The organism is Leifsonia sp. L25, from assembly GCF_050632895.1.
Map to the genome: position 1 here is coordinate 2,631,269 of NZ_JBODRZ010000003.1, position 23,512 is coordinate 2,654,780.

34 protein-coding genes are annotated in these 23,512 nt (G+C 68.0%); 26 read left to right on the top strand and 8 right to left on the bottom strand.

The window, feature by feature from the left end; all coding sequences use genetic code 11:
• Positions 1–18 precede the first annotated feature (18 nt).
• Genes pilM through ACRAWC_RS17200 form a run of 3 tightly spaced genes read left to right on the top strand, consistent with a single transcriptional unit; the run spans position 19 to position 2,635 of the window.
• A complete protein-coding gene (gene pilM, locus ACRAWC_RS17190) occupies positions 19–1,065 on the top strand; it encodes a type IV pilus assembly protein PilM (protein ID WP_431348820.1) in 1,047 nt (348 codons plus the stop codon).
• Positions 1,062–1,886, top strand: coding sequence for a hypothetical protein (locus tag ACRAWC_RS17195; protein ID WP_431348821.1), 825 nt, complete (start codon positions 1,062–1,064; stop codon positions 1,884–1,886). The genes pilM and ACRAWC_RS17195 overlap by 4 nt, the downstream gene beginning before the upstream one ends.
• 2 nt (positions 1,887–1,888) lie before the next feature.
• Entirely contained in the window at positions 1,889–2,635 is a 747-nt protein-coding gene (locus ACRAWC_RS17200) for a hypothetical protein (protein WP_431348822.1), read from the top strand.
• 325 nt (positions 2,636–2,960) lie between these two features.
• Here ACRAWC_RS17200 and ACRAWC_RS17205 read toward each other — a convergent pair whose 3' ends face one another.
• The gene (locus ACRAWC_RS17205) at positions 2,961–3,167 is read right to left on the bottom strand and encodes a hypothetical protein (protein ID WP_431348823.1); all 207 of its coding nucleotides are present in this window, start codon (positions 3,165–3,167) and stop codon (positions 2,961–2,963) included.
• A 297-nt stretch (positions 3,168–3,464) separates the two neighbouring features.
• Between ACRAWC_RS17205 and ACRAWC_RS17210 the strand changes: the two genes are divergently transcribed.
• From ACRAWC_RS17210 to ACRAWC_RS17220, 3 genes are all read left to right on the top strand, one after another.
• Positions 3,465–3,914, top strand: a complete 450-nt coding sequence (locus tag ACRAWC_RS17210; RefSeq protein WP_431348824.1) for a hypothetical protein — start codon at positions 3,465–3,467, stop codon at positions 3,912–3,914.
• 33 nt (positions 3,915–3,947) lie between these two features.
• Positions 3,948–4,349 carry a DUF6121 family protein gene (locus tag ACRAWC_RS17215; RefSeq protein ID WP_431348825.1) on the top strand — a complete coding sequence of 134 codons (402 nt, stop codon included), beginning with the start codon at positions 3,948–3,950 and terminating at the stop codon, positions 4,347–4,349.
• A 170-nt stretch (positions 4,350–4,519) separates the two neighbouring features.
• Entirely contained in the window at positions 4,520–5,665 is a 1,146-nt protein-coding gene (locus tag ACRAWC_RS17220; RefSeq protein WP_431348826.1) for a hypothetical protein, read from the top strand.
• A gap of 11 nt (positions 5,666–5,676) precedes the next feature.
• On the opposite strand, the gene ACRAWC_RS17225 is transcribed toward ACRAWC_RS17220, so the two are convergent.
• Genes ACRAWC_RS17225 through ACRAWC_RS17250 form a run of 6 tightly spaced genes read right to left on the bottom strand, consistent with a single transcriptional unit; the run spans position 5,677 to position 9,291 of the window.
• Complete coding sequence (locus ACRAWC_RS17225) at positions 5,677–6,432, bottom strand: WecB/TagA/CpsF family glycosyltransferase (RefSeq protein WP_431348827.1); 756 nt, start codon at positions 6,430–6,432, stop codon at positions 5,677–5,679.
• Positions 6,429–7,118, bottom strand: coding sequence for a sugar phosphate nucleotidyltransferase (locus ACRAWC_RS17230; RefSeq protein ID WP_431348828.1), 690 nt, complete (start codon positions 7,116–7,118; stop codon positions 6,429–6,431). The genes ACRAWC_RS17225 and ACRAWC_RS17230 overlap by 4 nt, the downstream gene beginning before the upstream one ends.
• Entirely contained in the window at positions 7,115–7,900 is a 786-nt protein-coding gene (locus tag ACRAWC_RS17235) for a hypothetical protein (protein WP_431348829.1), read from the bottom strand. Before ACRAWC_RS17235 ends, ACRAWC_RS17230 begins: the two co-directional genes overlap by 4 nt.
• A complete protein-coding gene (locus ACRAWC_RS17240; RefSeq protein WP_431348830.1) occupies positions 7,900–8,172 on the bottom strand; it encodes a hypothetical protein in 273 nt (90 codons plus the stop codon). Before ACRAWC_RS17240 ends, ACRAWC_RS17235 begins: the two co-directional genes overlap by 1 nt.
• Positions 8,169–8,735, bottom strand: a complete 567-nt coding sequence (locus ACRAWC_RS17245) for a D-glycero-alpha-D-manno-heptose-1,7-bisphosphate 7-phosphatase (protein WP_431348831.1) — start codon at positions 8,733–8,735, stop codon at positions 8,169–8,171. Before ACRAWC_RS17245 ends, ACRAWC_RS17240 begins: the two co-directional genes overlap by 4 nt.
• Positions 8,713–9,291: an SIS domain-containing protein gene (locus ACRAWC_RS17250; RefSeq protein WP_431348832.1), complete on the bottom strand. Its 579-nt coding sequence runs from the start codon at positions 9,289–9,291 to the stop codon at positions 8,713–8,715. The genes ACRAWC_RS17245 and ACRAWC_RS17250 overlap by 23 nt, the downstream gene beginning before the upstream one ends.
• A 401-nt stretch (positions 9,292–9,692) precedes the next feature.
• Between ACRAWC_RS17250 and rpsL the strand changes: the two genes are divergently transcribed.
• The 4 genes from rpsL to tuf all read left to right on the top strand — a co-directional run bounded on the left by rpsL (position 9,693) and on the right by tuf (position 14,047).
• On the top strand, positions 9,693–10,067 hold the full coding sequence (rpsL, locus tag ACRAWC_RS17255) for a 30S ribosomal protein S12 (protein ID WP_055913929.1): 375 nt from the start codon (positions 9,693–9,695) through the stop codon (positions 10,065–10,067).
• Positions 10,067–10,537: a 30S ribosomal protein S7 gene (rpsG, locus tag ACRAWC_RS17260; protein ID WP_431348833.1), complete on the top strand. Its 471-nt coding sequence runs from the start codon at positions 10,067–10,069 to the stop codon at positions 10,535–10,537. The genes rpsL and rpsG overlap by 1 nt, the downstream gene beginning before the upstream one ends.
• Before the next feature lie 87 nt (positions 10,538–10,624).
• Positions 10,625–12,739, top strand: coding sequence for an elongation factor G (fusA, locus tag ACRAWC_RS17265; protein ID WP_369962261.1), 2,115 nt, complete (start codon positions 10,625–10,627; stop codon positions 12,737–12,739).
• Positions 12,740–12,853: 114 nt separating this feature from the next.
• The gene (gene tuf, locus ACRAWC_RS17270; protein ID WP_055913937.1) at positions 12,854–14,047 is read left to right on the top strand and encodes an elongation factor Tu; all 1,194 of its coding nucleotides are present in this window, start codon (positions 12,854–12,856) and stop codon (positions 14,045–14,047) included.
• Positions 14,048–14,406: 359 nt separating this feature from the next.
• Here tuf and ACRAWC_RS17275 read toward each other — a convergent pair whose 3' ends face one another.
• Complete coding sequence (locus ACRAWC_RS17275; RefSeq protein WP_431348834.1) at positions 14,407–15,021, bottom strand: hypothetical protein; 615 nt, start codon at positions 15,019–15,021, stop codon at positions 14,407–14,409.
• 769 nt (positions 15,022–15,790) lie between these two features.
• Here ACRAWC_RS17275 and rpsJ point away from each other — a divergent pair.
• From rpsJ to rplF, 16 genes are all read left to right on the top strand, one after another.
• A complete protein-coding gene (gene rpsJ / locus ACRAWC_RS17280; protein ID WP_005050520.1) occupies positions 15,791–16,099 on the top strand; it encodes a 30S ribosomal protein S10 in 309 nt (102 codons plus the stop codon).
• Positions 16,100–16,113: 14 nt separating this feature from the next.
• A complete protein-coding gene (gene rplC, locus ACRAWC_RS17285; protein WP_345834046.1) occupies positions 16,114–16,773 on the top strand; it encodes a 50S ribosomal protein L3 in 660 nt (219 codons plus the stop codon).
• Positions 16,774–16,777: 4 nt separating this feature from the next.
• Positions 16,778–17,428: a 50S ribosomal protein L4 gene (rplD, locus tag ACRAWC_RS17290; RefSeq protein ID WP_431348835.1), complete on the top strand. Its 651-nt coding sequence runs from the start codon at positions 16,778–16,780 to the stop codon at positions 17,426–17,428.
• On the top strand, positions 17,428–17,727 hold the full coding sequence (gene rplW / locus ACRAWC_RS17295) for a 50S ribosomal protein L23 (protein WP_431348836.1): 300 nt from the start codon (positions 17,428–17,430) through the stop codon (positions 17,725–17,727). Before rplD ends, rplW begins: the two co-directional genes overlap by 1 nt.
• 18 nt (positions 17,728–17,745) lie before the next feature.
• Positions 17,746–18,585 (top strand): 50S ribosomal protein L2, encoded by an 840-nt coding sequence (rplB, locus tag ACRAWC_RS17300; protein ID WP_185276501.1) that lies wholly within the window; start codon positions 17,746–17,748, stop codon positions 18,583–18,585.
• A 12-nt stretch (positions 18,586–18,597) separates the two neighbouring features.
• A complete protein-coding gene (gene rpsS, locus ACRAWC_RS17305; RefSeq protein WP_018191964.1) occupies positions 18,598–18,879 on the top strand; it encodes a 30S ribosomal protein S19 in 282 nt (93 codons plus the stop codon).
• Positions 18,880–18,903: 24 nt separating this feature from the next.
• Positions 18,904–19,314: a 50S ribosomal protein L22 gene (rplV, locus tag ACRAWC_RS17310; RefSeq protein ID WP_431348837.1), complete on the top strand. Its 411-nt coding sequence runs from the start codon at positions 18,904–18,906 to the stop codon at positions 19,312–19,314.
• Complete coding sequence (gene rpsC, locus ACRAWC_RS17315) at positions 19,314–20,090, top strand: 30S ribosomal protein S3 (RefSeq protein ID WP_431348838.1); 777 nt, start codon at positions 19,314–19,316, stop codon at positions 20,088–20,090. The genes rplV and rpsC overlap by 1 nt, the downstream gene beginning before the upstream one ends.
• A gap of 2 nt (positions 20,091–20,092) precedes the next feature.
• On the top strand, positions 20,093–20,512 hold the full coding sequence (gene rplP / locus ACRAWC_RS17320; protein ID WP_055894786.1) for a 50S ribosomal protein L16: 420 nt from the start codon (positions 20,093–20,095) through the stop codon (positions 20,510–20,512).
• Positions 20,512–20,841, top strand: coding sequence for a 50S ribosomal protein L29 (gene rpmC / locus ACRAWC_RS17325; protein ID WP_431348839.1), 330 nt, complete (start codon positions 20,512–20,514; stop codon positions 20,839–20,841). The genes rplP and rpmC overlap by 1 nt, the downstream gene beginning before the upstream one ends.
• The gene (rpsQ, locus tag ACRAWC_RS17330; protein ID WP_431348840.1) at positions 20,841–21,143 is read left to right on the top strand and encodes a 30S ribosomal protein S17; all 303 of its coding nucleotides are present in this window, start codon (positions 20,841–20,843) and stop codon (positions 21,141–21,143) included. The genes rpmC and rpsQ overlap by 1 nt, the downstream gene beginning before the upstream one ends.
• Entirely contained in the window at positions 21,140–21,508 is a 369-nt protein-coding gene (gene rplN, locus ACRAWC_RS17335) for a 50S ribosomal protein L14 (RefSeq protein WP_021759574.1), read from the top strand. The genes rpsQ and rplN overlap by 4 nt, the downstream gene beginning before the upstream one ends.
• A 2-nt stretch (positions 21,509–21,510) precedes the next feature.
• Complete coding sequence (gene rplX / locus ACRAWC_RS17340) at positions 21,511–21,870, top strand: 50S ribosomal protein L24 (RefSeq protein WP_426625141.1); 360 nt, start codon at positions 21,511–21,513, stop codon at positions 21,868–21,870.
• Positions 21,870–22,457: a 50S ribosomal protein L5 gene (rplE, locus tag ACRAWC_RS17345; RefSeq protein ID WP_431348841.1), complete on the top strand. Its 588-nt coding sequence runs from the start codon at positions 21,870–21,872 to the stop codon at positions 22,455–22,457. Before rplX ends, rplE begins: the two co-directional genes overlap by 1 nt.
• Before the next feature lie 111 nt (positions 22,458–22,568).
• The gene (gene rpsH, locus ACRAWC_RS17350) at positions 22,569–22,967 is read left to right on the top strand and encodes a 30S ribosomal protein S8 (RefSeq protein WP_426625139.1); all 399 of its coding nucleotides are present in this window, start codon (positions 22,569–22,571) and stop codon (positions 22,965–22,967) included.
• Positions 22,968–22,974: 7 nt separating this feature from the next.
• Positions 22,975–23,511 carry a 50S ribosomal protein L6 gene (rplF, locus tag ACRAWC_RS17355; RefSeq protein ID WP_431348842.1) on the top strand — a complete coding sequence of 179 codons (537 nt, stop codon included), beginning with the start codon at positions 22,975–22,977 and terminating at the stop codon, positions 23,509–23,511.
• The last annotated feature ends 1 nt before the right edge of the window (position 23,512 follow it).

The following is a 23,512-nucleotide window of genomic DNA, read 5'->3' on the forward strand; positions in this document are numbered from 1 at the left end:
GGTGAGAAGGGAATGAAGATGGCCTCCAGAATCGTGGGAGTGGATGTCGGCAACGACGTCATCCGCGCCGTCGAAGTCGCCGACGCCGACAAGCCCCGGCCGACCGTGCTGCGTTACCACCAGACGCCGCTGCCCGAGGGCGCGGTCCAGCGCGGCGAGGTGATCGAGCCGAACACCGTCGCCGAGGCGCTGAAGCGCCTCTGGAAGTCGGGCGGCTTCACCTCCAAGAAGGTGGTGCTCGGCGTGGGCAACCAGCGGGTCTTCGCTCGCGAGCTGACCGTGCCGCGGGCGCCCCTGAAACACATCCGCGAGTCGCTGCCGTTCCAGGTGCAGGAGATGCTCCCGGTCCCGGTCGCCGATGCGCTGCTCGACTTCTACCCCATCGCCGAGGCGGTCACCGACCACGGGCCCGGCATCCGCGGGCTCCTCGTCGCGGCGGTGAAGGAGGCGGTCGCGAACAAGGTGTCGGCTGCGAAGCTCGCGGGACTGACCGTCGTGGACGTCGACCTCATCCCGTTCGCCGTCAGCCGGGTGCTCATCTCGCGGCCCGGCATCCGCGGCGGTGTGGTCCTGATCGACATCGGCGCCAACACCACCAGCGTCGTGATGGCCGCGGACGGAGTGCCGCAGTTCGTCCGCATCATCCCGGCCGGCGGCGAGGACGCGTCCCGCGCCCTGCAGTCCGGGCTCGGCATCGACCTGGCTCAGGCGCAGGAGACCAAACGCCGGCTGGGGCTGGCCGTGAACCCGGAGCCCGCCGACCACCCGGCCGTCGAGATCATCTACCGGGCGACTGGCGAGCTGCTGAACAGCCTCCGCAACACCGTCTCGTTCTTCGCGAACACCCGTCCCGACCAGCCGATCGGCCAGATCGTGCTGAGCGGGGGCGGTTCGCATCTGACCGGCCTTCCGGAGAACCTCTCGCGGGTCACCGGGCTCCCGGTCTCGGTGGGCGACGCGCTGGCAGCGGTCAAGGTCTCATCCAAGGTCGCAGGCGGGGAGCTCGCCCGCGACCGCCTCTCGATCAGCACGGCACTCGGACTCGCGGTGGGGAGCGCAGCATGACTCAGACAGCGGAGAAGCCGGAGACGGGCCGCAGGGCCGGCAAGCGTTCTGGTCGTGAGGCGAAGGGCGATGTCGAACAGGCGGCCGAAGCCGAGACTCCCGCGCGCGGGGCGGGCAGGAAGAAGGCGAAGGACAAGGCCGGAACCGCTGCCTCGACCGAGCGCGCCCCACGGCACGACGGCATCCTGATCGGGGCCGAGCCGCGCGTCCACCTCCTTCCTCCCGAAGTCATGGCCGACCGCAAGGCCGCCGCGCTCCGAGGCAGACTCGGACTGGGTGTTGTAGCCGTCATCGCCGTCGTGGTGCTCGGCATCCTCTGGGCGACTTCGACCGCAGCTACCGCACAGCACGACTTGGCCACAGAGCAGGCCACGACACAGGGGCTGCTCAAGCAGCAGCTGACATATGCGAAGGTCCGCACCGTGCAGGACCAGGTGGACCTCATCAAGACTGCCCAGGAGGTCGGCGCCTCCACGGAGATCGCCTGGACGCCGTACCTGGAGAAGGTTCAGGCGACGCTGCCGCCGAACGTCACGATCACGGGCGTCAACGTCGACTCTTCGACGCCCATCGAGCTGTACCCGCAGTCGAGCGCCTCGTTGCAGGGGCCCCGGGTCGCGACCATCGTGTTCACGGCGCAGAGCCCGTCGCTCCCTGCGGTTCCGTCCTGGCTCCTCGCACTCAAGACGTTGCCGGGGTACGCCGACGCCCTGCCGGGTTCGGTGAACCTGGATCAGAACGGCGTCTACACCGTGACCATCACCATGCATGTCGACGAGAAGGCGTTCTCGAACCGCTTCTCGCAGAAAGCGGGGAAGTGACCGTGGACAAGAACAAGATCTGGATCGTCGGCTCTGTGCTGCTGATGGTCGTCGCTCTGGGCCTCGGCTGGTTCCTTGGCATCGCCCCTCAGCTCGCAGCCGCGGCGACCGCGGAGTCGCAGCGTGCGGACGTCCAGGCGCTCAACGCCAAGCAGGAGGCGACCCTCGCCTCGCTCAAGAAGGACTACGCCGACATCGACGCACTCAACGCCCAACTGAGCGACCTCTCCGCCTCGGTGCCGAGCGACTCGGCGATCCCCGCGTTCGTCGACGAGGTGGACGCGCTCGGCTCGGCGGCAGGCGTGACCGTCGCCGGAATCGCCGTCGCGGACGCGAAGCCCTACGAGCCGGTTTCGCCGCCCGCGCCGACCGGGGGCGCCGCGACTCCGTCCCCGACCGCGACCCCGTCACCCGGAGCGACGCCGGCGCCCACTCCGACGGCCGCTCCGACGCCTGTCGCGGGGATGCCTCCGGTCACGAGCTCCAAGCTCACGTCGGTGAACTTCTCGTCGCTGGCGGTCACTCTCACGGTGAAGGGCACGTACGCGCAGGCGCTCGCTTTCGTGAACGGCATCCAGACCGGAGAGCGGCTGTTCCTCGTCAGCGGGATCAGCACCTCCACCGCTTCGTCCGGCGGGACCGCGGGCAAGCCCGGTGCGGGCGTTGAGTCCACGACGGTGTCCGGCCTCATCTTCGTCGTGACGCCGAGCCGGCCCACCTCCACGCCGACCCCCGCTCCCTCCAAGTAGCCGCCCTCCCGCCGCACCTCCCTCGCCCCGCCGTCCCCCGTTGCTACAGTGGGCACCACATCGACAGGGTGCCCACCGGGGGCGCAGCGAGGAGTGCCAGCATGAGCGACACGACACCGGAACCCGCCGACAAGCGGGACGAAGCGGGGTCGATCGAACCTGCTTCCCCGCCTGCGACCGCCCCGGCCGAGTCGGCCGCCGCCGAACCTGCTCCGCAGGCAGAAGCCGCCCCGCAGGCCGAGGCCGCCCCGGCATCCGCCGGCGAACCGCACGACACGGACCCGGAGATGACGACCCCGCCGTCCGCGCCGGTATCCGCGCGCGGTCACCTCAACCGGTCCGCCGACGAGAACGCTGCGGAGGTGCCTGCCGCTCCCGCCTCCACGCCGCCGACTGCGGCGATCGAGCCGGAGCCCGTGACCTCTTCGCCCGACGACGTCGCGGCGGCCGTCGCGCGATCCTCCAGCGAGCCCGGCGCCACCGCCGCGGGCGACGCGACCGTGGACACCGCGTCTCCGGCGCAGTCCGCCACGCCGGTCATCATCGCGGGGAGGCCGCACAGCAGGCGACCGCACAGCAGGCGATCGCGCAGCAGGCGACCGCGCAGCAGCAGCCGCCCGCCGCACCGCAGAGCGAGGCCACCGCCGCGCCCGTTGCGCCCGCGCAGGCCCCGCCGCCGTACCTGCCGCAGCCGGTCGCGCCGATCTTCCTGCAGCGTCCGGAGCCGCCCAAGCGCAAGAGCAACCGCGGCATCGGCATCCTCATCGCCCTGGTCGGCACCGTCGCGTTCGCCGTCCTGTGGGCGGTCGCCGTCGTCGTCGTCGGCGCGATGCTGACGCCGAGCAGCGAGTTCCTGCCGGTGCTCACCCAGTACTTCACGTCGCAGCTCTCCGGCTGGGCGCCGATCGTGGCGTTCTTCGTCGGGATGGTCGTGCTCATCCAGATCATCAACCGGGCGCGCTGGTGGGCGTACATCCTCGGCGGCCTGTTCGTCGCGGTCTTCGTCTATCTCGTCTACATCGGCGCCGAGCTCTCGGACGCGCACTACCTGTCGCGCAACGCCGAGGAGCAGGCGCTCATCCTCAGCCGTGTCTGGGTCAACCCGTTCGCGGTCCTCGCCGGCGTCATCGCCCGGGAGATGTCGGTGTGGACGGGAGCCTGGCTCGCCGCGCGCGGACGCAAGCTGAAGGCGCGCAACGCCGAGGCGCAGGCGGACTACGAGCAGCAGCTCGCGGACGCGCAGAACCAGGCCGCCAACGCGTACGCTCAGGGGTACTGACCGACCTTCCGAACCGCTTCCGAGGGGGCTCCCATGCGTGAGGAGCGTTCCTACGCCATCGTCGTCGCCTGCTTCGCCGCGGGCCTCTACCTGGCCGTCCTCGTCGCGGTGTTCGGCCTGATCTCGCTCGGGACGGACACCGAGGTGATCCCGGACCCGTCCGCCGGGCCGCTGGTCGGGCCGGTGATGACGGGCGTAGCTGTGGCCGTGCTCCTCGTCCTCCTGATCCTCACCGGGATCCGCGTGCCGGGCGACCAGCAACGCATCGCCCCGCTGAGCGCACTCGGCGCGGGTGTGGCGTGCTACCTCGCCTACTGCCTGGCCGGGGAGTGGCGGGCTCGCTCGCGACCGGCGACGTCCTGCACTTCGTGCTGTTCGCGGCCGGGCAGCTCGGAAGCCTGTACTCCATCGCCGTCGGCGCCTCGGCCTTCCTGATCATGCTGCTCTACCAGCTCGTCCTCGTGGGCCGCTTCCGGCAGCGCGGGAGGCCGCGCTGGCCGTGGGAGCGGCCGGACGACGAGTAGCGCGCCGGGGTGACCCGAACGGGTGGACGCGGCGGTCCACCCCTGGCCGATACACTGCGGGAACCCGACAGAGAGGTTCCGATGTCCGACGCTCCAGCCCCTGCCCTCTCGGACGAAGCCGCTCTCTCCGCACCCGCACCCGAACCCGCTCTGGCACCCGCACCTGCTCCGGCTCCCGCACCCGCCGTCCCTCGCCGCTCGCGCGCGGGCCGCTGGATCGTCGCCCTCATCGCCGCAGTCACGCTCCTGGTCACTGCCGCCGGGGTCACCGTCTCGCTGTCGGCGGTCGTCGCGTTGCAGAACCTCCCGCGCACACTGGTCGCGCAGTACCTGGGCGAGCTCGAGCACGGCCGCGCGGAGGCGGCGATGAAGCTGGCCGGAATCCGTGCCAACAGCGGGGACGTGCTGCTCAACGACGCCGCGTACGCGAAGATCACCGACCGCGTCAGCTCGTTCACCGTCCAGGCCCCGGTCACCCGCGGCGCCACCACGACGGTCCAGGCGCAGATCACGCAGGGTGATCGTACGTATGATCGCTCGTTCGTGGTGGAGAAGGCCGGCGGCCTGCCCTGGCTCCCGTTCTGGCGTCTCGGCCGAATGGAGCCCGACACGGTCGACCTCATGGTGGAGGGCCCGGCGGGCATCCAGTACACGGTCGCCGGCGTGAAGCCCCAGAACATGCCGCTCGCGACGGACATCACGCTCCGCGCGCTCCCCGGCACCTACCCGGTGGAGCTCGTCTCGAAGAGCGCGAACTTCGACGTGCCGATGAGCGCGATCACCTCCACCCTGCCCGGCAGCGCCATCTCACCCACCGTGTTCACCGCCCGGCTCTCCGACGGCGGCCAGGCGGCGGCGCGCACCGCGATCAACACCTGGCTGGACGGCTGCGTCGCCTCGCACGACGCGGTGCCGGCCCACTGCCCGTTCGGCACCTTCTCGGACAGCGCCGCCGATGACATCAGCGACGTGCGCTGGCAGCTCCACACCCGCCCGGACGTCACGATCGACCCGGTGTGGACGACGGGCGGCTGGACGGTCGACAGCACGACGGGCAGCATCTCGGCGGAGGCCACGCTGACCCGCAAGTCCGACGGGGCGACCGGCCAGGGCTACACCGACCCGTGGAGCTTCGACTTCCACGGCATCCTCACGTTCGACGGCAGCGGCGCGCTCTTCACCCCGCTGATCTCGGACAGCGGGCCGGGGGCGCAGGCGGGGGCGTGAAGCGGGCCGGCTCAGTCGCGCCGGAACCGTTCGCGGAGCGCGACGGGCACCATTCCCAGCAGCCAGGGGAGGTCCTGGAGCAGGTAGCGCTTCACCAGCCGTGACGGGTCCTGCATCATCCGCCACACCCACTCGAGCCCGACCGTGCGCATGAACCGCGGCGCCCGGGGGAACTGCCCGGTGTTGATCTGAGCAGCCGCGCCGGCGCCGATGAAGACCACCTCGGGATGGCGCTCGTGAAGATCCAGCATCAGGTGCTCCTGCTTCGGGAAGCCGAGGCAGGTGAAGACGATATGCGGACGGAACTCGGTGGCGAACGCGTCGCCGGCGTCGACGAGCAGCGGGCTGCCGGCCTCGGCTATCGGGAGGTCGCCTCCGCGGACGTTGGCGTGACCGGCTTCGCGGTAGAACCGCTCCGCCGCGTCGGACGCCGCGCCGATGATGGCGATCCGGAGGTCGTCGGTGCCGGGATGGGCGATCAGTGCGTTCATCAGATCCGTCCCCGCGACGCGCGGGAACGCGCCCTTCCCCGCGATTCGGAGCAGCCAGGTGAGCGGCACGCCGTCGATGGGCCAGAAGGCAGCCTCCTGCTCGAGCCGCGGGAAGCCGACCGTTCGGAGGTGACGCGAGGTCGCCACGTTGGACGGCACGACGATCCCGCCGGCCCCGCTCGCGACGAGGTCGAGGATGCGGAGGACGGCTTGGTCCAGGTCGGCGCGGTCGAGACGCAGGCCGCCGAGCGTGGCGCGCTCCGGAGCGATCGTCATGCTCTGTCCTCCGTGAAGTGCCGGTCCGCGGCCCGATAGTCCGCCGGGACGCCGATGTCGAAGAAGGTGGGGCCGCAGCGAAGGTAGCCCGGCGACACCTCGGCGAGTCGCGGCTCGAGGAAGTCCCGCTCGAAGGACGACGCACCCGGCGGCAGGCTGTCGACCACCGACCGGCGCAGGGCGTAGACGCCCGCGTTGATGAGGCCCGGGCCTCCGGCACCCTTCTCGAGGAACCCCGTCACGACGCCGTCCATCACCTCGACGCGCCCGAAGCGCCCGGTGTCGGGCACCTCGACGAGGCCCATGACGACCGAGGAGGAGTGGAGGCCCTCGCGCAGGGCGACGAGGTCGGCATCGACGAAGGTGTCGCCGTTGACGAGCACGAACTCCTCCGCCAGCAGCGACCGTGCGTTGACGAGCGCGCCGCCGGTGCCGAGGGGGACGGCCTCCACACTGTGGCGCACCGGGACGCCGCGGTGATCCCGGCCGACCTGGTCTCTGATCGCCTGCGACCCGTGACCGGAGAGCAGAACGATGTCGTCGGCGCCGCGCTCGATCGCCCAGTCGAGCAGGTGATCCAGGAAGGGCCTCCCGGCGACCGGGGCGAGGGGCTTGGGGAGGCCGGCCGGGATCGCCCCGCTCAGCCGGGTGCCGAGACCACCCGCGAGGATCGCGAGCTGCATCATCGGCGCTCCGGTCTCGGGGCGCGCCAGCTCTCGGCGCCGTGCTTCGTGAAGTGGCAGGTCATGACCTGGCCGCCGCACTCCGACTCCAGGCTGCGGGCCAGCTCGAATCGCCGCGCGGGATCGACGAGGAGCAGGATGAAACCGCCGCCTCCGGCGCCCGACACTTTTCCGGCGAGCATGCCGTGCCGGTCGGCGATCCGGTACGCGTTCTCGATGGCGGGGGTGCTGATCTGCGAGGCGAGGCGCTTCTTGGCCTCCCAGGTGCCGCGCATCGTCGTGGCGAGGGCGGGGAGGTCGCCCATGAGCAGGTGATCCTTCATCGCCTCGGCCTCCGCCTTCAGCAGATGCGTCGCCTCGATCGCCCCGTTGTCGCCGGCCACGACGTTCCGTTGCTGCTCGACGATGACGGCGGCCGAGCTGCGCGAGACCCCGCCGAAGTACAGGAGCAGGGACGCCTCCAGCTCGGTCATCACCTCGCGTCGCACGCGCAGCGGGTTGACGACGATCCGCCCGCCAGGACGTGACTCCATGTAGTTGAATCCGCCGAACGTCGCCGCGTACTGGTCCTGCCAGCCGCCCGCGAGCGCGAGGTCCTCGCGCTCGATCTCCCACGCGAGACGCGCGATCTCGTACTGGCCCAGCGACGTCTGCAAGAGCTCGGCCAGCGCGGTCACGAGAGCGACGACGAGCGTGGACGAGGAGCCGAGCCCCGATCCCGGCGGCGCGTCGACCTGGGTGGAGAGCCGCACCGGCAGGCGCGCGCCCCCGTTGAACTCGTCCATCATCCGCTTGTAGGCGGCGACGTGGAGTCCGAATCCGTCGAGCAGCGCGTCGACGTCGTCGGTCTCGGCGTAGCCCGCCGTCTGCCGGTCGGGGAGTGGAATTCCACGCCCGAGTCGATCAGCGTCGCGTAGGCGTACGCGTATTTGTCGATGGTCGCGTTCAGGATGCGGCCGCCGTAGGTGTCGGAGTACGGCGACACATCCGTGCCGCCTCCGGCGAGTCCGAGGCGGAGCGGGGCGCGCCCGCGCACGGTGGTCGGGGTGGAGTTCACGTCGTCACGTCCAGTGCGTAGTCGAGGAGGGTGGGGAAGCGGTGGTCGGCGGCGATCCCGGCAGCAGCGGGGTCGGAGCGATCATCGATCAGCACCCGGGCGCAGCCGCCCGTGACGGCGGCGAGGTTCTCCGCCATCTCCATGTCGGACAAGGAGTCACCGACCATGATCGAGCGGGCCGGATTCACCTCACGATTCACCGCGAGCCAGGACAGGGCGAGCCCCGGGAGAGGTTTGCGGCAGGTGCACCCATCGGTCTCCAGATGCGGGCATACGCGGATCGCGTCGACGCGCGCTCCGGCCAGCGAGACGTCGTGGAGGAACCGCGAGTGGATGCGGTCCAGGTCGTCGGGTGAGACCAGCCCTCGACCGACTCCGCGCTGGTTGGTGACGATGACGATCCGGGGCGCCCAGCCGGAGAGCAGCCGGAGGGCGTGGAGGGCGCCCGGGAGGTATTCCCACTGCCGTGCGGTGCGCACGTAGTCCCCCACGATCCGGCGGTTGATCACTCCGTCCCGGTCGAGGAAGAGGCACCAGTCGTCAGACGGCCGCGAAGAGGTCATGCTCGACGCGTTCCGAGATCGCGTGGATGAAGACGATGTGCGACTCCTGGACGCGGCCGGTATCGGACGAGGGTACATTCAGCAGCAGGTCGGCGTACTCGCGCAGCGCCCCTCCCGACTCCCCGGTGAAGGCGACGACGGTGGCGCCTTTCTCCTTCGCCGTCCTGGCGGCCCGCACGATGCTCTCGGAGTTGCCGGAGGTGCTGATCGCCACCAGCACGTCGCCGGCGCGGATGGAGCCTTCGAGGGCACGGGCGAACACGCTCTCGTAGTCGTAGTCGTTCGCCACGGCGGTCAGGTGCGAGGCGTTGCCGTGCAGTGCCTCGGCGGCGAGCGGCGGGCGGTCGAAGATGAAGTGGCCGCTCAGCTCCGCGGCGAAGTGCTGGGCGTCGGCGGCGCTCCCGCCGTTGCCGCAGAAGTACGCCCGTCCGCCGGCCCGGTACGAGCGCACCATGGCCGCGGCGATCTCGTCGCCGACTGTCAGCAGCCGCGCGTCGTCGATGATGCGGTTCTTGACCGCGATGGTCTCGGTGATGATCTCCTGAATGCTGCGCATGCAGGGAGCGTATCCCGGCCTGAGATGTGGAATCTGACCGGAGACCCCTTTCGCCCTCCTCCGCGTGCGCCGGTATCCGCTGTCGCCCGGATGCCCTTTCGCTGTGCGCGGACAGGCCGCTAGCACGCCCTCGTTCATTTGACCGCCCACCGCGCGGACGATAGTATTTATCGGGTGTGCGCTCTGACGCGCGCTTGTTGTGTGCTCGCGAGAGCCGACACCGAGCGGGCCGGCACGTACTCATCCGATGGGCGGAGAGACCGCACGGAATCACCGCCCCCACGGCATATCGGCCATCGGTCCGATACTTCCCAACTCCTGATCGCCCGCGAAGCGGGTCGCTCGGGGTGCGGGGAAAGAGCAACAACTGTCACCGTGCAGTCCATATAAGGAGAAGTTCAGTGCCAACCATTCAGCAGTTGGTTCGGAAGGGCCGGACGCCGAAGGTCACCAAGACCAAGGCTCCCGCCCTGAAGTCCAACCCCCAGCAGCGCGGCGTGTGCACCCGTGTCTACACCACCACCCCCAAGAAGCCGAACTCGGCGCTCCGCAAGGTCGCCCGCGTCAAGCTCTCGAACGGGACCGAGGTCACCGCGTACATCCCCGGTGAGGGCCACAACCTGCAGGAGCACTCGATGGTGCTCGTCCGCGGCGGCCGTGTGAAGGACCTGCCCGGCGTCCGCTACAAGATCGTCCGCGGCGCCCTCGACACCCAGGCCGTCAAGAACCGCAAGCAGGCTCGCAGCCGCTACGGCGCGAAGATGGAGAAGAAGTAATGCCTCGCAAGGGTCCCGCTCCGAAGCGCCCCGTCGTCGCCGACCCGGTCTACGGCTCGCCGGTCGTCAGCCAGCTCGTCAACAAGATCCTCCTCGACGGCAAGAAGGGCCTCGCCGAGCGCATCGTCTACGACGCGCTCGAGGGTGTCTCCTCGAAGAACGGCCAGGACGCCGTCGCCACGCTCAAGAAGGCGCTCGACAACATCCGCCCGACCCTCGAGGTCCGCAGCCGCCGCGTCGGCGGCTCGACCTACCAGGTGCCGGTCGAGGTCAAGCCGCACCGCGCGAACACCCTGGCGCTGCGCTGGCTCACCAGCTACGCCAAGGGCCGTCGCGAGAAGACGATGACCGAGCGTCTCACCAACGAGATCCTCGACGCGTCCAACGGTCTGGGCGCCGCTGTCAAGCGCCGCGAGGACACGCACAAGATGGCCGAGTCGAACAAGGCCTTCGCCCACTACCGCTGGTAGAAACTCTTCGTCGTCCGGGCGCTGCGCTCCTCGCAGTGCCGCGCCCGGGCGGCACCCCTTCCACTCTCTACTTTCCGGAGGAACCCTGTGGCACAGGACGTGCTCACCGACCTGCATAAGGTCCGCAACATCGGCATCATGGCCCACATCGATGCCGGCAAGACCACCACGACCGAGCGCATCCTGTTCTACACGGGCGTCAACCACAAGATCGGTGAGACGCACGACGGCGCCTCGACCACCGACTGGATGGAGCAGGAGAAGGAGCGCGGCATCACCATCACGTCCGCCGCGGTCACCTGCTTCTGGAACAAGAACCAGATCAACATCATCGACACCCCGGGTCACGTCGACTTCACCGTCGAGGTGGAGCGCTCGCTCCGCGTGCTCGACGGTGCCGTCGCCGTCTTCGACGCGAAGGAGGGCGTCGAGCCCCAGTCGGAGACCGTGTGGCGTCAGGCCGACAAGTACGTCGTCCCGCGTATCTGCTTCGTCAACAAGATGGACAAGCTGGGCGCCGACTTCTACTTCACCGTCGACACCATCGTGTCCCGCCTCGGCGCCAAGCCGCTGGTGATGCAGCTCCCGATCGGCGCCGAGTCCGACTTCGTCGGCGTCGTCGACCTGGTCGAGATGCGCGCGCTGGTCTGGCCGGGCGACGCCAAGGGCGACGTGACCATGGGCGCCAAGTACGAGGTGCAGGAGATCCCCGCCGACCTTCAGGAGAAGGCCGAGGAGTACCGCAACCGCCTGCTCGAGACCGTCGCCGAGACCGACGACGCGCTGCTCGAGAAGTTCTTCGGCGGCGAGGAGATCACCATCCCGGAGATCAAGGCCGCGATCCGCAAGCTCACCGTGAACAACGAGATCTACCCGGTCCTCTGCGGCTCGGCGTTCAAGAACCGCGGTGTCCAGCCGATGCTCGACGCCGTGATCGACTACCTCCCGTCGCCGCTCGACGTGCCCGCCATCGAGGCGCACAACCCGCGCGACGAGGAGCAGGTCATCCTGCGCCACGCCGACGCCACCGAGCCCTTCTCGGCCCTCGCGTTCAAGGTCGCCGTCCACCCGTTCTTCGGCCGTCTGACCTACGTGCGCGTGTACTCGGGTCGTGTCGACTCGGGCGCCGCGGTCGTGAACTCGACCAAGGGCAAGAAGGAGCGCATCGGCAAGATCTTCCAGATGCACGCCAACAAGGAGAACCCGGTCGACTACGTCACCGCAGGCAACATCTATGCGGTGATCGGCCTCAAGGACACCACCACGGGCGACACCCTGAGCGACCCGGACCACCAGGTCGTGCTCGAGTCGATGACCTTCCCGGAGCCCGTGATCGAGGTCGCCATCGAGCCGAAGACCAAGGCCGACCAGGAGAAGCTCGGCACGGCCATCCAGAAGCTCGCCGAGGAAGACCCGACGTTCCGCACCGAGCAGAACCAGGAGACCGGTCAGACGGTCATCAAGGGCATGGGCGAGCTGCACCTCGACATCCTCGTGGACCGCATGAAGCGCGAGTTCAACGTCGAGGCGAACGTCGGCAAGCCCCAGGTGGCCTACCGCGAGACCCTTCGCCGCACGGTGGAGAAGTACGACTACACCCACAAGAAGCAGACCGGTGGTTCCGGTCAGTTCGCTAAGGTGCAGATCACCCTGGAGCCGCTCGAGGTGACCCCGGAGACCTCGTACGAGTTCGTGAACGCCGTCACCGGCGGTCGCGTCCCGCGCGAGTACATCCCCTCGGTCGACGCGGGCATCCAGGACGCGATGCAGGTCGGCGTGCTCGCCGGCTTCCCGACGGTGGGTGTCAAGGCGATACTCGTCGACGGTGCGTCGCACGACGTCGACTCCTCGGAGATGGCGTTCAAGATCGCCGGCTCGATGGCCTACAAGGAGGCTGCTCGCAAGGCGAACCCGGTGCTCCTCGAGCCGCTCATGGCGGTCGAGGTGCGTACGCCGGAGGAGTACATGGGCGACGTCATCGGCGACCTCAACTCCCGCCGTGGACAGATCCAGTCCATGGAGGACGCGAGCGGCGTCAAGGTCGTGCGCGCCAACGTCCCGCTGTCCGAGATGTTCGGCTACATCGGCGACCTGCGGTCCAAGACCTCGGGCCGCGCGGTGTACTCGATGCAGTTCGACAGCTACGCGGAGGTCCCGAAGGCTGTCGCCGACGAGATCGTCCAGAAGAGCAAGGGCGAGTGACCTCGGTCGCTGCTCCCAGGCAACATCCCGTAACATAAGAAACCAATCCCGTAGACCCTCCGGTCGAAATCCGTCGACCGGGGTGTCTGCACGAGAGTCCTGAGGAGGACCACAGTGGCTAAGGCCAAGTTCGAGCGGACTAAGCCGCACGTGAACATCGGAACCATCGGTCACGTCGACCACGGCAAGACGACGCTCACCGCGGCGATCTCCAAGGTGCTTGCTGACAAGTACCCGTCGGCGACCAACGTGCAGCGCGACTTCGCGTCGATCGACTCGGCGCCGGAAGAGCGTCAGCGTGGTATCACGATCAACATCTCGCACGTCGAGTACGAGACCCCGAAGCGCCACTACGCGCACGTCGACGCCCCGGGTCACGCCGACTACATCAAGAACATGATCACCGGTGCCGCTCAGATGGACGGCGCGATCCTCGTGGTCGCCGCCACCGACGGTCCGATGGCTCAGACCCGCGAGCACGTGCTGCTGGCCAAGCAGGTCGGCGTTCCGTACCTGCTCGTCGCGCTGAACAAGTCCGACATGGTCGACGACGAGGAGATCCTGGAGCTCGTCGAGCTCGAGGTCCGCGAGCTGCTCTCCAGCCAGGACTTCGACGGCGACAACGCCCCGGTCGTGCGCGTCTCGGGCCTCAAGGCTCTCGAGGGCGACGAGAAGTGGGTCCAGTCGGTCCTCGACCTCATGGACGCCGTCGACGAGTCCATCCCGGACCCGGTGCGCGACAAGGACAAGCCGTTCCTGATGCCGATCGAGGACGTCTTCACGATCACCGGTCGTGGCACCGTCGTCACCGGTCGCGCCGAGCGTGGCACCCTCGCCATCAACTCCGAGGTCGAGATCGTCGGCATCCGCCCGACGCAGAAGACCACGGTCACGGGTATCGAGATGTTCCACAAGCAGCTCGACGAGGCCTGGGCCGGCGAGAACTGTGGTCTGCTCCTCCGCGGCACCAAGCGCGAGGACGTGGAGCGCGGCCAGGTCGTCGTGAAGCCGGGTTCCGTCACGCCGCACACCAACTTCGAGGGCACCGCCTACATCCTCTCGAAGGAGGAGGGTGGCCGTCACAACCCCTTCTACACGAACTACCGCCCGCAGTTCTACTTCCGTACCACCGACGTCACCGGCGTCATCTCGCTGCCCGAGGGCACCGAGATGGTCATGCCCGGCGACACCACCGACATGTCGGTCGAGCTCATCCAGCCGATCGCCATGGAGGAGGGCCTCGGCTTCGCCATCCGTGAGGGTGGCCGCACCGTGGGCGCCGGTACGGTGACCAAGATCAACAAGTAAGTCCCCGCGACTTCCTTGTGAGAGGGTCGGGCCTTCGGGCCCGGCCCTCTTCGGCGTTTCCGGGGTTCGTGTTTCCGTGTACCGCTGTTCCGGGGCCTGTATTTCCGGATGGTTCGTCACCAGGGGTTTACCTCTCGCCGGGTCGGGCGCAGAATTGACGCACCGTTTCAACCGAACGGGTCCGTCGACGAAGGGAGACTGCCTATGGTGAGCATGGACCTCGCAAACCAGACCAAGCCGCTGACCGGAGCACGGACGAAGAGTTCGGACACCGCCTAGGCGGTCTTGGAACCACGAGAGCGGCGGCGCGAGGCGCCGTTCGGAGCGGGACCGGCGAACGCCGGTCCCGCTTTCCGCGTTCACGGCCCCAGCCCGAGCTCGCGGACCCGCGACCGTGGGTCGAGCGGCATGCCCTCGCGCAGCAGGAACTCCCGCATCAGATCGAAGCGCCGCCCGGTGGCCCAGCGCCAGCGGATGACCCGCAGCCCGGTCTGCTCGATCCGTCGGTCTCGCTCCGCCCGCGCCGCCAGCTCCTGCCGAACCTCGGGGAACCGCCGGAACACCAGATGCTGCAGCTTCTCTGCCCCGTCCGCCTCGCCGGCGATCCCGAGTCCGGGCCAGCAGAAGTCGAGCCGCCCTAACACGCCGAACAGATCGCGCGCCTGGACCTGAAGATCCGGCGGCGGAGCCCCCGCGAGCGCCATCGTCGACCGACTCACCGATTCGAGCGGTGACTCTGCACGCCCGTCCGCGAACCGCGCGACCGCGAGCGCCCGCCGCCGCTCCGCCGGGTCGATCAGCAGTTCGGCTGCGCCGACGAGCTCCGCTCGGGACGTGAGCGGCACCCGCTCGCCGAACTCTCCGGCGTTCAGGGCATGGTCGGCGAGCACGACCCCTTCCAGGAACGACGTCCGCCCGGCCAGCGCCGCCACTGTCTCGGCGACCGGCGTCACCTGCAGCCCGTGCTTGGGCACCGTCGTCGCCCCCTCGCTCCGCCGATGTGAGACGACGCCGTGCGCGGCGCTCTGCGATGACCCCGCGGCGACGACGTGGGTGCTCGCCGGGGAGCGTTGAGCAGGGGAAGCCCGTGGACGAGCGCCGCAGACCAGAACGCGAACACCGGCGGTCGAGCCCGCGTCGCGGAGAAGAGCTGCAGTCGTTCGAGCTGCTCCCTCCGCGACCGCGCCCGGCCGACCTGCTGGAGCGTGGGGTGCCGCCCCGGCTCGACGGTGCGGAGGCGCCGGCGGTGGAGTCGCGCGGGGCTGGAGGAGTCGTGCAGTGCTGTCATGTCGACCAGCCTGCCGAGGGGCGCCCGATCGCAGGTGGGGGCGGCGGAAATCTGGGGAGAACTCGCCCAGAACACGCGCCTGTGGAGGGATTTCCACAGCGTCCCGCTCACCCGCGACACGCCCGGGTTGCAGCATCGCCGTGAATCTGGCAAACTTGTCTGGTTCAACATTTCGGAACGAGCGCGCTTACGTGCGCTTCGGACGGATCACTGCCAGGCAGTGCATAACCCGCCACAGGTGCCTTCGGGCCCGTGGTCGGAGGTTAGGCCGCAGGCAGCAGGACATGCTCACAATCGACATCCTCGAAACGCAGGGAACTCCTGTGCCTCGAGGCGTGCGGTGAGTTGACAGAAGAATAGTGGCGTTTCCCACGCGTACGTCGCACTGCGTCCAATGCGAGAACGGTTCGAGAGATCCGTCTCGTACGACGCCATAACAAGAGAGAGAGTCAGACATGGCGGGACAGAAGATCCGCATTCGGCTTAAGTCGTATGACCACGAGGTCATCGACACCTCGGCGCGCAAGATCGTCGACACGGTGACCCGTGCAGGCGCGACCGTCGTCGGCCCGGTGCCGCTTCCCACCGAGAAGAACGTGGTGTGCGTCATCCGTTCGCCCCACAAGTACAAGGACAGCCGTGAGCACTTCGAGATGCGCACGCACAAGCGGCTGATCGACATCATCGACCCGACGCCGAAGGCCGTCGACTCGCTCATGCGTCTCGACCTGCCCGCCGACGTCAACATCGAGATCAAGCTCTGAGGGGGAGTGCCGCTATGTCCAACATCGACACCAAGACCTCCAAGGGACTTCTCGGCAAGAAGCTCGGCATGACCCAGGTCTGGGACGAGAACAACAAGCTCATCCCCGTGACCGTCATCGAGATCACGCCGAACGTCGTGACCCAGGTCCGCACCCCCGAGGTCGACGGCTACAACGCCGTCCAGATCGCCTACGGCCAGATCGACCCGCGCAAGGTCAACAAGCCCGCCGGCGGCCACTTCGACAAGGCCGGCGTCACGCCGCGCCGTCACCTGACCGAGGTCCGCACCGCTGACGCCGCCGAGTACTCGGCCGGCCAGGAGCTCACCGTGGACGCCACCTTCGAGGCCGGCCAGCTGGTCGACGTCGTCGGCACCTCCAAGGGCAAGGGCTTCGCCGGTGTCATGAAGCGCCACAACTTCAAGGGCGTCTCCGCCTCTCACGGTGCGCACCGCAACCACCGCAAGCCGGGCTCCATCGGCGCCTCCTCGACCCCGAGCCGTGTCTTCAAGGGCATGCGCATGGCCGGTCGCATGGGTGGCGAGCGCGTGACCGTCCTGAACCTCAAGGTCCAGGCCGTCGACGCCGAGAAGGGCCTGCTGCTCGTCAAGGGCGCCGTTCCCGGCGCTCGTGGCCGCATCGTTTTCGTCCGCAACGCAGTGAAGGGGGCCTGAGTAAATGGCTACCTCGATTGACGTCGTCGACCTCAAGGGCAAGAAGGCCGGCTCCATCGAGCTTCCGGACTCCCTGTTCGACGTTCAGACCAACATCCCGCTGATCCACCAGGTCGTGACCGCCCAGCTCGCCGCAGCGCGCCAGGGCACCCACAAGACCAAGGGTCGTGGCGAGGTCTCCGGCGCCGGCCGCAAGCCGTTCAAGCAGAAGGGCACCGGCCGCGCTCGTCAGGGCTCGATCCGCGCCCCTCAGATGACCGGTGGTGGCGTCGTCCACGGACCGAACCCGCGCGACTACTCGCAGCGCACCCCGAAGAAGATGATCGCCGCTGCTCTGCTCGGCGCCCTCTCGGACCGCGCCCGCGGCAGCCGCATCCACGCCGTGCAGGCGTTCACGGTCGGCGAGGTCCCCTCGACCAAGGCCGTCGTGGAGCTGCTCAGCGGCGTCGCCACCTCGCGCCACGTCCTCGTGGTGCTGGAGCGCGACGACGAGCTCGCTTTCAAGAGCGTGCGCAACGTCCCGTCCGTGCACGTGCTGACCTACGACCAGCTGAACGCCTACGACGTCCTGGTGAGCGACGACATCGTCTTCTCGCAGGCGGCGCTCGAGGGCTTCATCGCGGCCAAGAGCAAGAAGGAAGAGGTGAACGCGTAATGACCGCCGTCAACAAGGACCCGCGCGACATCATCATCGCCCCGGTCGTCTCTGAGAAGAGCTACGGCCTGATCGACGAGGGCAAGTACACCTTCCTCGTCGACACGCGTTCGAACAAGACCGAGATCAAGCTCGCCATCGAGTCGATCTTCAAGGTCGAGGTCGCGTCGGTGAACACCCTGAACCGTCAGGGCAAGACCCGCCGCACCAAGTTCGGCACCGGCAAGCGCAAGGACACCAAGCGTGCCATCGTCACGCTGAAGTCCGGATCCATCGACATCTTCACGGCCGTCGGCTGAGACTAGAGGAAGACAGACATGGCTATTCGTAACTACAAGCCCACGACCCCCGGTCGTCGCGGCTCCTCGGTCGCCGATTTCGCCGAGATCACCCGCTCGACGCCGGAGAAGTCCCTTCTCCGTCCGCTGTCGAAGACCGGTGGCCGCAACAACCAGGGCCGCATCACGACCCGTCACATCGGTGGTGGCCACAAGCGCCAGTACCGTGTGATCGACTTCCGTCGCAACGACAAGGACGGCGTCAACGCCAAGGTCGCGCACATCGAGTACGACCCCAACCGCACCGCGCGCATCGCGCTGCTCCACTTCGTGGACGGCACCAAGCGCTACATCCTGGCTCCGGCCGGGCTGAAGCAGGGCGACGTGGTCGAGTCGGGCGCCGGCTCGGACATCAAGCCGGGCAACAACCTGCCGCTGCGCAACATCCCGACCGGTACCGTCGTGCACGCGATCGAGCTGAAGCCGGGCGGTGGCGCCAAGATGGCCCGCTCCGCCGGTGCCTCGGTGCGTCTCGTCGCGAAGGACGGCCCCTACGCCCAGCTGCGCCTCCCCTCGGGCGAGGTCCGCAACGTGGACGCGCGCTGCCGCGCCACGATCGGCGAGGTCGGCAACGCCGAGCAGTCGAACATCAACTGGGGCAAGGCCGGCCGCATGCGCTGGAAGGGCGTCCGCCCGACCGTCCGCGGTGTCGCGATGAACCCGATCGACCACCCGCACGGTGGTGGTGAGGGCAAGACCTCCGGTGGTCGCCACCCGGTCAGCCCGTGGGGTCAGAAGGAAGGCCGTACGCGCCACCCCAACAAGGAAAGCGACAAGCTCATCGTCCGCCGCCGTAACGCCGGCAAGAAGCGTAAGTAGGAGTTCGAGAAGATGCCACGCAGTCTCAAGAAGGGCCCCTTCGTCGACGAGCACCTGTTTCGCAAGGTGGTCGCCGCGAACGAGGCCAACAGCAAGAACGTGATCAAGACCTGGTCGCGCCGCTCGATGATCGTCCCGGCCATGCTGGGTCACACGATCGCGGTGCACGACGGTCGCAAGCACATCCCGGTGTTCGTCACCGAGACCATGGTCGGTCACAAGCTCGGCGAGTTCGCGCCGACCCGCACCTTCCGTGGTCACGTGAAGGACGACAAGAAGGGTCGCCGCCGCTAACGCGGTGGCGTAAGGAGGAGAGAAATGGTGGAGTCGATCGCACGCGTGCGTCACATCCGCGTCACCCCCATGAAGGCCCGCCGCGTCGTCAACCTGATCCGCGGCAAGCAGGCCCAGGAGGCCCTGGCCATCCTGAAGTTCGCCCCGCAGAGCGCGAGCGAGCCGGTCTACAAGCTCGTCGCCTCGGCGATCGCCAACGCGCGTGTCAAGGCCGACCAGAGCAACACCTACCTGGACGAGCAGGACCTGTACGTGAGCCGCGCCTTCGTGGACGAGGGCACGACCCTCAAGCGGTTCCAGCCGCGTGCGCAGGGCCGCGCCTTCCGCATCAACAAGCGCACCAGCCACATCACGATCGTCCTCGCGACGCCGGATGAGGTTCAGGACGCCAAGCCAGTCAGGAAGGCCAGCACCGTGAAGAAGGTGACCAACTAATGGGTCAGAAAGTAAACCCCTACGGCTTCCGTCTGGGAATCACCACCGACCACGTGTCGCGCTGGTTCTCCGACAGCACGAAGAAGGGTCAGCGTTACAGCGACTACCTCGCTGAGGACGTCAAGATCCGCACCCTGCTGAAGACGTCGCTCGACCGCGCGGGCGTGTCCCGCATCGAGATCGAGCGCACCCGCGACCGCGTCCGCGTCGACATCCACACCGCCCGTCCGGGCATCGTGATCGGTCGTCGTGGCGCCGAGGCGGAGCGCATCCGCTCCGACCTCGAGAAGCTCTCGGGCAAGCAGATCCAGCTCAACATCCTCGAGGTCAAGAACCCCGAGGCCGACGCTCAGCTCGTCGCGCAGGGCATCGCCGAGCAGCTCGCTGCACGTGTGGCGTTCCGCCGCGCGATGCGCAAGGGCCTGCAGGGCGCGCAGCGCGCCGGCGCCAAGGGTGTCCGCATCCAGGTGTCGGGCCGCCTCGGCGGCGCCGAGATGAGCCGCTCGGAGTTCTACCGCGAGGGCCGTGTGCCTCTGCACACGCTTCGCGCCAACATCGACTACGGCTTCTACGAGGCCAAGACCACCTTCGGTCGCATCGGTGTCAAGGTGTGGATCTACAAGGGCGACATCACGAACAAGGAGCTTGCTCGCGAGCAGGCCAACCAGAAGCCGTCGCGCGAGCGCAACGACCGTGACCGTCCGCGTCGCGGCGGTGGCCGGGGCAACGCTCCCGCCGCCGAGAGCGCGCCGGCCGCAGCAGGAGTTGAGGCATAACCATGTTGATCCCACGCAGAGTCAAGCACCGCAAGCAGCACCACCCCGGCCGTAGCGGCCAGGCGACCGGTGGCACGAAGGTCTCCTTCGGCGAGTTCGGCATCCAGGCCCTGACGCCCGCTTACGTGACCAACCGTCAGATCGAGTCCGCTCGTATCGCCATGACGCGTCACATCAAGCGTGGCGGCAAGGTGTGGATCAACATCTACCCGGACCGTCCGCTCACGAAGAAGCCGGCCGAGACCCGAATGGGTTCCGGTAAGGGTTCGCCCGAGTGGTGGGTCGCGAACGTCAAGCCGGGTCGGGTCCTCTTCGAGGTCTCCGGCGTCTCCGAGGAACTCGCTCGTGAGGCCATGACCCGTGCAATCCACAAGCTGCCCCTCAAGGCACGCATCATCAAGCGCGAGGAGGGCGACGCGTAATGGCGATCGGCACCAAGGAGCTCGCTCCCAGCGAGCTCGACACCTTTGAAGACGAGCGTCTGGTCGACGAGCTGAAGAAGGCCAAGGAAGAGTTGTTCAACCTGCGCTTCCAGTCGGCCACCGGTCAGCTCGAGAGCCACGGCCGCCTGCGTGCGGTCAAGCGCGACATCGCTCGTATCTACACCGTGATCCGCGAGCGCGAGCTCGGGATCCGGGCGACCCCGGCTCCGGCCGAGGTCGCGCCTGCGAAAGCAGAGAAGAAGAGCAAGGCGAAGAAGGAGGCCCCCGTGGCCGACGTCGCCGAGACCGAGACTGAGGAGGCCAAGTAATGGCTGAGACCACCAAGGCTGCGGCCGCGGCGGCGGCCGACGAGGCCATCGTCCGTGGTTACCGCAAGGCCCGTCGCGGGTACGTCGTCAGCGACAAGATGGACAAGACCATCGTCGTCGAGGTCGAAGACCGCGTGAAGCACCCCCTGTACGGCAAGGTCCTCCGCCGCACCTCCAAGGTGAAGGCGCACGACGAGAACAACGCCGCCGGCATCGGCGACCTCGTTCTCATCAACGAGACCCGTCCGCTGAGCGCCTCCAAGCGGTGGCGCCTGGTTGAGATTCTGGAGAAGGCCAAGTGATTCAGCAGGAATCCCGACTCAAGGTCGCCGACAACACCGGCGCCAAGGAGCTTCTCACCATCCGCGTCCTCGGCGGCTCCAGCCGTCGCTACGCCGGCCTCGGTGACGTCATCGTCGCCACGGTCAAGGATGCGATCCCCGGCGGCAACGTCAAGAAGGGCGATGTCGTCAAGGCGGTCGTCGTGCGCGTGCGGAAGAACACCCGCCGCCCGGACGGCTCCTACATCAAGTTCGACGAGAACGCCGCCGTGATCCTGAAGAACGACGGTGACCCCCGTGGCACCCGCATCTTCGGCCCGGTCGGCCGTGAGCTTCGCGACAAGAAGTTCATGAAGATCATCTCGCTGGCCCCGGAGGTGCTGTAACCATGGCGAACATCAAGAAGGGCGACCTGGTCCAGGTCATCTCGGGCCGCTCGGAGGCCCGCGGTGGCGACCGTGGCAAGCAGGGTCGCGTCATCGAGGTCCTCGTGGAGAAGAACCGCGTGATCGTCGAGGGCGTCAACTTCGTGACCAAGCACGTGCGCGTCGGACAGACGCAGCGTGGCACGAAGACCGGCGGCATCGAGACCCACGAGGCGTCGATCCACGTGTCCAACGTGGCCCTCGTCGACCCCGAGACCAAGAAGCCGACCCGCGTCGGCTTCCGCACCGAGACCGTTACGAAGGACGGCGTCACCAAGACGGTCCGCGTTCGTTACGCCAAGAAGTCTGGTAAGGACCTGTAATGACGGACACTGCAACGAGTGCTGGCAAAATCCAGCCTCGCCTGAAGCAGAAGTACAAGACCGAGATCTCCGCCCAGCTCAAGGGCGACTTCGGCTTCACGAACGTGCACCAGGTGCCCGGCCTCGTGAAGATCGTCGTCAACATGGGCGTCGGCGAGGCTGCTCGTGACGGCAAGGTGATCGACGGTGCGATCAACGACCTCACCCTGATCACCGGCCAGAAGCCGCAGGTCACCAAGGCCCGCAAGTCCATCGCGCAGTTCAAGCTGCGCGAGGGCCAGCCGATCGGCGCGCACGTCACGCTGCGCGGCGACCGCATGTGGGAGTTCCTCGACCGCCTGCTCTCGCTCGCGCTGCCCCGTATCCGGGACTTCCGCGGCCTGAGCGACAAGCAGTTCGACGGCAACGGCAACTACACCTTCGGTCTCACGGAGCAGTCGATGTTCCACGAGATCAACCAGGACCGGATCGACCGCGTCCGCGGTATGGACATCACGGTCGTGACCACCGCCAAGAACGACGACGAGGGTCGCGCGCTGCTCAAGCAGCTCGGGTTCCCGTTCCGTTCGAACGAGACGAGCAACTGACTCTAGTAGTCTTGTCTCTTTGTGGGCCGGCCACCCGGCCGGCCCACTTCCACCACAGGTCGTCAGTCGTGTAACGGCTGCACGAAACCTGGTGAACAAAGGAAAACCGCAATGACGATGACAGATCCGGTCGCAGACATGCTGACCAGACTGCGCAACGCGAACTCGGCGCACCACGACACCGTGTCGATGCCGCACTCCAAGCTCAAGGCCCACATCGCCGAGATCCTCACCTCCGAGGGCTACATCTCCGGCTGGGAGGTCTCGGACGCCCGTGTCGGCCAGACCCTGACGCTCAACCTCAAGTTCGGTCCGAACCGTGAGCGCTCCATCGCGGGCATCAAGCGAGTCTCCAAGCCCGGCCTCCGCGTCTACGCGAAGTCCACGGAGCTCCCCAAGGTCCTCGGCGGCCTCGGTGTCGCCATCCTGTCCACCTCCTCGGGGCTCCTCACGGACCGCCAGGCTGAGAAGAAGGGCGTGGGTGGGGAAGTCCTCGCCTACGTGTGGTGATCCCGCCATGTCGCGTATTGGAAGACTGCCCATCGACATCCCCGCTGGGGTCGATGTGAAGATCGACGGCCAGACCGTCACTGTCAAGGGCCCGAAGGGCGAGCTCACGCTCACCGTCGCGAGCCCGATCGAGGCGAAGCTGGAGGAGGGCCAGGTCCTGGTCACCCGTCCGGACGACGAGCGCGCATCGCGTTCGCTCCACGGCCTCACCCGCACGCTCATCAACAACAACATCATCGGCGTCACCCAGGGCTACTCGAAGGGCCTGGAGATCGTCGGCACCGGTTACCGCGTCGCGCAGAAGGGTGCGGGCGTCGAGTTCGCACTCGGCTTCTCGCACCCGGTCAACGTCGAGCCGCCGGCCGGCATCACGTTCACGGTCGAGGGCAACAACAAGGTCACCGTGAGCGGGATCGACAAGCAGGCTGTGGGCGAGGTCGCCGCGAACATCCGCAAGATCCGCAAGCCCGAGCCGTACAAGGGCAAGGGTGTGCGTTACGCCGGCGAGGTCGTTCGTCGCAAGGCCGGAAAGGCTGGTAAGTAAT

Bases quoted from the DNA above. Each gene is read 5' to 3' on its own strand.
- pilM (WP_431348820.1), top strand. From the start codon at position 19: ATGGCCTCCAGAATCGTGGGAGTGGATGTCGGCAACGACGTCATCCGC.
- ACRAWC_RS17195 (WP_431348821.1), top strand. From the start codon at position 1,062: ATGACTCAGACAGCGGAGAAGCCGGAGACGGGCCGCAGGGCCGGCAAG.
- ACRAWC_RS17210 (WP_431348824.1), top strand. From the start codon at position 3,465: ATGCTGACGCCGAGCAGCGAGTTCCTGCCGGTGCTCACCCAGTACTTC.
- ACRAWC_RS17215 (WP_431348825.1), top strand. From the start codon at position 3,948: ATGCGTGAGGAGCGTTCCTACGCCATCGTCGTCGCCTGCTTCGCCGCG.
- ACRAWC_RS17220 (WP_431348826.1), top strand. From the start codon at position 4,520: ATGTCCGACGCTCCAGCCCCTGCCCTCTCGGACGAAGCCGCTCTCTCC.
- ACRAWC_RS17225 (WP_431348827.1), bottom strand. From the start codon at position 6,432: ATGACGATCGCTCCGGAGCGCGCCACGCTCGGCGGCCTGCGTCTCGAC.
- ACRAWC_RS17230 (WP_431348828.1), bottom strand. From the start codon at position 7,118: ATGATGCAGCTCGCGATCCTCGCGGGTGGTCTCGGCACCCGGCTGAGC.
- ACRAWC_RS17235 (WP_431348829.1), bottom strand. From the start codon at position 7,900: ATGGACGAGTTCAACGGGGGCGCGCGCCTGCCGGTGCGGCTCTCCACC.
- ACRAWC_RS17245 (WP_431348831.1), bottom strand. From the start codon at position 8,735: ATGACCTCTTCGCGGCCGTCTGACGACTGGTGCCTCTTCCTCGACCGG.
- ACRAWC_RS17250 (WP_431348832.1), bottom strand. From the start codon at position 9,291: ATGCGCAGCATTCAGGAGATCATCACCGAGACCATCGCGGTCAAGAAC.
- rpsG (WP_431348833.1), top strand. From the start codon at position 10,067: ATGCCTCGCAAGGGTCCCGCTCCGAAGCGCCCCGTCGTCGCCGACCCG.
- rpsJ (WP_005050520.1), top strand. From the start codon at position 15,791: ATGGCGGGACAGAAGATCCGCATTCGGCTTAAGTCGTATGACCACGAG.
- rplC (WP_345834046.1), top strand. From the start codon at position 16,114: ATGTCCAACATCGACACCAAGACCTCCAAGGGACTTCTCGGCAAGAAG.
- rplD (WP_431348835.1), top strand. From the start codon at position 16,778: ATGGCTACCTCGATTGACGTCGTCGACCTCAAGGGCAAGAAGGCCGGC.
- rplW (WP_431348836.1), top strand. From the start codon at position 17,428: ATGACCGCCGTCAACAAGGACCCGCGCGACATCATCATCGCCCCGGTC.
- rplB (WP_185276501.1), top strand. From the start codon at position 17,746: ATGGCTATTCGTAACTACAAGCCCACGACCCCCGGTCGTCGCGGCTCC.
- rpsS (WP_018191964.1), top strand. From the start codon at position 18,598: ATGCCACGCAGTCTCAAGAAGGGCCCCTTCGTCGACGAGCACCTGTTT.
- rplV (WP_431348837.1), top strand. From the start codon at position 18,904: ATGGTGGAGTCGATCGCACGCGTGCGTCACATCCGCGTCACCCCCATG.
- rpsC (WP_431348838.1), top strand. From the start codon at position 19,314: ATGGGTCAGAAAGTAAACCCCTACGGCTTCCGTCTGGGAATCACCACC.
- rplP (WP_055894786.1), top strand. From the start codon at position 20,093: ATGTTGATCCCACGCAGAGTCAAGCACCGCAAGCAGCACCACCCCGGC.
- rpmC (WP_431348839.1), top strand. From the start codon at position 20,512: ATGGCGATCGGCACCAAGGAGCTCGCTCCCAGCGAGCTCGACACCTTT.
- rpsQ (WP_431348840.1), top strand. From the start codon at position 20,841: ATGGCTGAGACCACCAAGGCTGCGGCCGCGGCGGCGGCCGACGAGGCC.
- rplX (WP_426625141.1), top strand. From the start codon at position 21,511: ATGGCGAACATCAAGAAGGGCGACCTGGTCCAGGTCATCTCGGGCCGC.
- rplE (WP_431348841.1), top strand. From the start codon at position 21,870: ATGACGGACACTGCAACGAGTGCTGGCAAAATCCAGCCTCGCCTGAAG.
- rpsH (WP_426625139.1), top strand. From the start codon at position 22,569: ATGACGATGACAGATCCGGTCGCAGACATGCTGACCAGACTGCGCAAC.
- rplF (WP_431348842.1), top strand. From the start codon at position 22,975: ATGTCGCGTATTGGAAGACTGCCCATCGACATCCCCGCTGGGGTCGAT.